Source organism: Nonomuraea antimicrobica (genome assembly GCF_039536965.1).
GTDB classification, from domain to species: domain Bacteria; phylum Actinomycetota; class Actinomycetes; order Streptosporangiales; family Streptosporangiaceae; genus Nonomuraea; species Nonomuraea antimicrobica.
This window is the reverse complement of the sequence record NZ_BAAAZP010000049.1, coordinates 282,781-288,094: the sequence shown is the minus strand read 5'-3', so window position 1 is coordinate 288,094 and position 5,314 is coordinate 282,781. Positions and strand designations below refer to the sequence as shown.

The 5,314-nt window shown below is 68.7% G+C and carries 6 protein-coding genes; 3 read left to right on the top strand and 3 right to left on the bottom strand.

The window, feature by feature from the left end; translation table 11 throughout:
• The 3 genes from ABD844_RS14620 to ABD844_RS14610 form a co-directional block, all read left to right on the top strand.
• On the top strand, window positions 1-186 hold a 186-nt coding region (locus tag ABD844_RS14620), incomplete at its 5' end, for a hypothetical protein (protein ID WP_344877048.1).
• A 120-nt stretch (window positions 187-306) separates the two neighbouring features.
• Window positions 307-807, top strand: a complete 501-nt coding sequence (locus ABD844_RS14615) for a YajQ family cyclic di-GMP-binding protein (protein WP_344877046.1) — start codon at window positions 307-309, stop codon at window positions 805-807.
• Window positions 808-1,042: 235 nt separating this feature from the next.
• A complete protein-coding gene (locus ABD844_RS14610) occupies window positions 1,043-1,519 on the top strand; it encodes an NUDIX hydrolase (RefSeq protein WP_344877044.1) in 477 nt (158 codons plus the stop codon).
• 158 nt (window positions 1,520-1,677) lie between these two features.
• On the opposite strand, the gene htpX is transcribed toward ABD844_RS14610, so the two are convergent.
• The 3 genes from htpX to ABD844_RS14595 form a co-directional block, all read right to left on the bottom strand.
• Entirely contained in the window at window positions 1,678-2,529 is an 852-nt protein-coding gene (gene htpX / locus ABD844_RS14605) for a zinc metalloprotease HtpX (protein WP_344877042.1), read from the bottom strand.
• Between the two features lie 171 nt (window positions 2,530-2,700).
• Window positions 2,701-4,227: an NADH-quinone oxidoreductase subunit N gene (locus tag ABD844_RS14600; protein WP_344877040.1), complete on the bottom strand. Its 1,527-nt coding sequence runs from the start codon at window positions 4,225-4,227 to the stop codon at window positions 2,701-2,703.
• Window positions 4,224-5,314 (bottom strand): complex I subunit 4 family protein (locus ABD844_RS14595; RefSeq protein WP_344877038.1); only part of this gene is annotated, 1,091 nt, incomplete at its 5' end. The genes ABD844_RS14600 and ABD844_RS14595, both read right to left, overlap by 4 nt.

The window sequence follows — 5,314 nt, the reverse complement described above, 5'->3', positions numbered from 1 at the left end:
AGCACGCCGATCCTGTCTGATTCTTTCCAAGATCTGTATCACGAAGTCAGACGCAACCCAATGCCGACGAGGTGGTGTGCCGTCGGCAGGGTCGGTCTGGCAGTCGCGCCGCGTCCGTTCCAGACCGGCGGGACGGTGAAGATCGGGGCGAACCGCTACCATCCCGCGTATCGCCGTGAATCGTGATCCTCTGCGTAGTGGGCGAGCAACGGGGCGGGATCCTGCACGGGGGGCCGATGCTGGCTAGGCTCGTTCGCTGGGTCCGCGCGCTTACGGGGCCGGACCGATTTCACCGTAGCTGAGAGGATGGCTGCTTTGGCCGATTCATCTTTCGACATCGTCAGCAAGATCGACCGCCAGGAGGTCGACAACGCGCTCAATCAGACGGTCAAGGAGATCGGACACCGCTTCGACTTCAAGGGCACCGGGGCGAGCATCAGTTGGTCCGGGCAGAACAACATCGAGATCACGGCGAACAGCGAAGAACGGGCTAATGCCGCGCTCGACGTGTTCAAGGAGAAGGTGGTCAAGCGGGGGCTGTCGCTGAAGGTTCTCGATGCGGGCGAGCCCAGGCTGTCGGGCAAGGAGTACAAGATGCTGGTCAGCCTGAAGGAGGGCATTGACCAGGACAACGCCAAGAAGATCTCCAAGCTGATTCGCGATGAGGGACCGAAGGGGGTCAAGGCGCAGATTCAGGGCGAGGAGCTCCGGGTCAGCTCCAAGAAGAAGGACGACCTCCAGGACGTCATCACCCTGCTGAAGGGCAAGGACCTGGACATCGCCCTGCAATTCGTGAACTACCGCTAGCCAGAGGCATGCCGTACGACTCTGAGCCGGCGCCAGGATCGCGGAGAGCGTATCCGGGGCACATGGGTGGCCGAATGCGGCGTCCGCGTACGCGCGTGACGCGCCGTTTCGTGCCCTGTGCCCCGGGCCGCTCCGCCCCATTTGAACCCGGTTCGCGCGCCTCGGCCCGTACGTTTCGCCGCAGTGTAGGGCTGTCGTGCGATTCTGGCGTACCTCGACCGTATGCTCGGTAGCCGTGGCAAAGATCCCCCTTCGCCGGTTCACGGCACGCGCGCTGCCCGTTGACGGGCAAGATCGAGTTCTCCTGTTGCACGGCTTCGATCCGGCCTGTCCTGACCGGCGGTTCTGGTTCACGATCGGCGGTGCCCTGGAAGACGGCGAGACGTTGCCGGAGGCCGCGGCGCGAGAGCTGTACGAGGAGGTCGGCATCCGGGTCGCGGCCGAGGAGTTCACCGGGCCGTATGCCGAGGCGCTGATCGAGTTCGAGTGGGGCGAGTACTCCTTCACCCAGGATCAGACCTTCTTCGCGATCCGGGTGGGCGACGATGCGGTGAACGTGTCGTTCGATCACATGGAGCAGTCGGAGAAGGACACGACGCTCGGCTATCGGTGGTGGAGCGTGGCGGAGCTCGAGAGCACCCGGGAGGTCGTCCACCCCGAGGATCTCGCGCTGATCCTGCGGAAGATCATCGCGGGTGAGACGGCCGGGTGAGCTGCCGACCGGGTGGTGCGGGACCGGGCTGCTCGGCCGTCGCCTCCCAGGTGCCTCTCCGCTTCGGCGAGGTGTCTTCTGGTCGTACGGTTCTGGAAGCTTGGTGATGGGTCTCCCGGTCGCGGACTTGTCGGGATCGGCGCCGTACGGGCGGGGCGTCAGCGGCGGTAGCCGGCCATGCGCTCGAGGCGGGCGACCCGCTCCGAGGTGGGCGGGTGCGTGGAGAAGAGGCGGCCGAAGCCGGAGCCGCTGAACGGGTTGGCGATCATCATGTGCGAGGCCGAGGTGAGGCGGCTGTTCTCGGGCAACGGAAGCCTGCGGGCGCCCATCTCGATCTTGCGCAGGGCCGAGGCCAGCGCGAGCGGATCGCCGGTGAGCCTGGCACCCGACTCGTCGGCCTGGAACTCGCGCGTACGGGAGATCGCCATCTGCACCATCGTGGCCGCCACCGGCCCGAGCACCATCATGAGCAGCGCACCCACGAAGCCCGGCCCCTCGTCGTCGTCCGAGCCGCCGAAGAACACCGCCACATAACTGACCCACGTGATCATCGTGGCGAACGCGCCGGCGACCGAGGAGATGAGAATGTCCCGGTTGTAGACGTGGGACAGCTCATGCCCGATCACGCCGCGCAGCTCGGCCTCGTCGAGCAACTGGGTGAGCCCGTACGTCACGCACACCGCGGCGTTGCGCGGGCTTCTGCCGGTCGCGAACGCGTTCGGCTGCACCGTAGGCGAAATGTACAGCCGCGGCATCGGCTGCCGGGCCTCGGTGGAGAGCTCGCGAACGATCCGGTAGAGGGTGGGCTGCTCCACCTCGCTGACGGGCCTGGCACGCATGGCCGACAGCGCGATGCGGTCGGAGAAGAAGTAGGCGACCCCGTTGCTCACCAGGGCGAGCACGAGCGCGAGGCGCAGGCCGGTGCCGCCGCCCAGCCACGCGCCCACCCCGACGATCAGTGCCGACAGCCCACCGAGCAGAACGGCGGTACGCAGACCGTTGTGGCGCAAGGCTCCCCCCTTCGTGGTCTGGGTTCACCACGTCCAACGATAATGACCCGGGTCCGCGTTCCCCGGCGTGCTCAGCCGAGGGCGGAGCGCGACGTGCCGTTTCGGCCCCGCCAGAAGCGGGGCCGTCGCGCGTTGCGGCATCGCGGCTGGTCAACGCCCCGATCCTGAGCTTCACGTCAGGGACGTCACGTCCAGGACGAGCTGCGGCGCGAGCGAGAACAGGACGGCCGCCGCCACGGACACGCCCACGGCGAGCCAGGCCGTCGCGGGCGGCGAGGCGAGCGCCCGTCCGCCGGGGGTGAAGAGGCGAGCCGTCCAGACGGCGTAGTAGTACAGGCCGATCACCGTGTTGACGGCCATGACCACTGCCAGCCACCCGGCCCCGCCCTCGACGATCTCGCGGAAGACGAACACCTTGGCGAACAGCCCGGCCAGACCGGGCGGCAGGCCCGCGAGGCAGACCAGGCAGAACGCGAGCGCGATGCCCACCGCCGGGCGGCGGAGGACCAGGCCGCGGTAGTCGTCGAGTTCGTTTCGCGCGGTGGTCCTGGACACGAGCATGACGACGGTGAACGCGCCGAGGTTCATGGCGGCGTAGATGACCAGGTACGCCGTGGAGGTGCTGATCACTCTCGTGCTCGGCTCGACCGTGGCCGCCACCGCCAGCGGCGCCAGGATGTAGCCCGACTGCGCGACAGAGGACCAGGCCAGCAGACGTACGGCGGAGCGTTGCCGCATCGCGAGCAGATTGCCCGCGGTCATGGTGAGGGCGGCCACGATGCCCACGATGGGAGCCCAGGTGGCGGCCTGCCCGGACAGGGCGCTCACCAGGACGAGCATCAACCCGGCGAACCCCGCCGCCTTCGAGATGACCGAGAGCAGCGCGGCGACCGGGATCGGGGCGCCCTGGTAGACGTCGGCCGCCCACGAGTGGAACGGCACCGCGGCGATCTTGAAGGCGAAGCCCGCCACGACGAGGACCACCCCGACCGTCACGACGGCGGGCAGCTCTGGCCCTGCGGCCAGCGCCACGCCGGGCGCCGCCACCTGACCGCTGAACACCGCTCCCAGGCGCGACAGGTAGACCGTGCCCGCGATGCCGTACAGCAGGGAGACCCCGAAGAGCATGATCGCCGTCGAGACCACCGACACCACGAACAGCTTCACCGCGGCCTCGGAGGAGCGGCCGTCATAGCGTTTCAGCGCGGTGAGGGCGAAGACCGGGAGCGAGACCAGCTCGAGCGCCACCACGAGCATGATCAGATCTCGCGAGGCGGGCAGGGTGACGGCGCCGACCAGGGTGCACAGAAGCAGGAAATACCACTCGCCCACGGGGATCGCGCCGCCGGCCAACTCGGTCATCGACATCAGGACGACCACCACGGCGGCCACCAGCACCATGCCCGCGAACACCAGCGTGAACCCGTCCACCACGAACGAGCACAGCCCCGCGGCCTGCTCCGCGCCTCCGGCCAGGCCCGGCGGTACGCAGAAGGTCGACCACGGCCGTCCGCTCCCGGCCGCCTGGGCGATCACGAAGCCCAGCGAGATCAGGATGCCCGTGAGGGTGACCAGCCCCAGCCCGCTCGTGGTGCGCGGGCGGGCCGGGAGGAACGCGTCGAGCAGCAGCACCAGCCCGGCCGCCAGGGCGAGCACCAGCGGGGGCGCGATCAGGAAGTAGTCGATCTGCTGGATCATGAGACGGCTCCCAGCAGGGCTTGCACGGGGGGTGTGGACAGCGACAGGAGGAGGCCTGGCCAGAGGCCGAGGAGCAGGATCAGGATCACCAGTGGGGTCCAGGCCAGCAGTTCGTGGGTCCTGATGTCGGGCAGGGCTTCCAGGGTTGTTTGTGGCGACTTGGTGTCGTTCGGGGGTCTTGGAGATTCATGTGCGGATTCGGCTGAGGATGGGGCGAGAGCGGCGGGCACGGGGGGCGGCGTCATCGTGCCTCCGGCCGCGTGGGGACGACCGTGTGTGACGCGGGACAACATGACCAGGAAGTAGGCGGCGGTCAAGACCGCGCCCAGCCCTCCGACGACCATGTACGCGAGGAAGAGACCTCGCGGCAGCCCCTCCGCCGGCTGGAACGCCCCGAGCAGCGCCAGCATCTCCCCCCAGAACCCGGCGAGCCCCGGCAGCCCGAGGGAGGCGACGGCCGCGAACGTCATCACCGAGCCCAGCCTCGGCAGCGTGGCCAGCATCCCGCCGCCCAGTGTGGGCATGTCGGCGGTGTGGTATCGGTCTTTGATCGCCCCGGCCAGGAAGAACAGCAGGCCGGTGATCAGGCCGTGGGCGACGTTCGCGAAGAGGGCGCCGTTGATGCCGACGGGGGTGAGCGTGGCGAAACCGAGCAGGACGAAGCCCATGTGCCCGACCGAGGAGTAGGCGATCATACGTTTCAGGTCGCGCTGGGCCAGGCAGGCCAGGGCGCCGTAGACGATGCCGACCACCGCGAACGCCCCCAGCCATGGCGCCACCGCCGCCGCACCCTCGGGGAGGACCGGGATCGCGATCCTGGCGAAACCGTACGTGCCCATCTTCAGCAACACGCCCGCGAGCAGCACGGAGCCGACGGTGGGAGCCTCGGTGTGGGCGTCGGGCAGCCAGGTGTGCAGCGGCCACATGGGGGTCTTCACGGCCAGGCCGATGCCGATCGCCACGAATGCCAGGATCTGCACCGACCTGGACATCCCCGCGCCGTGGGACACGCTCAGCGCCTCGATGTCGAGCGTGCCGGTCTGCGCCCACACCAGCAGCAGGCCGAGCAGCATGACGACCGAGCCGA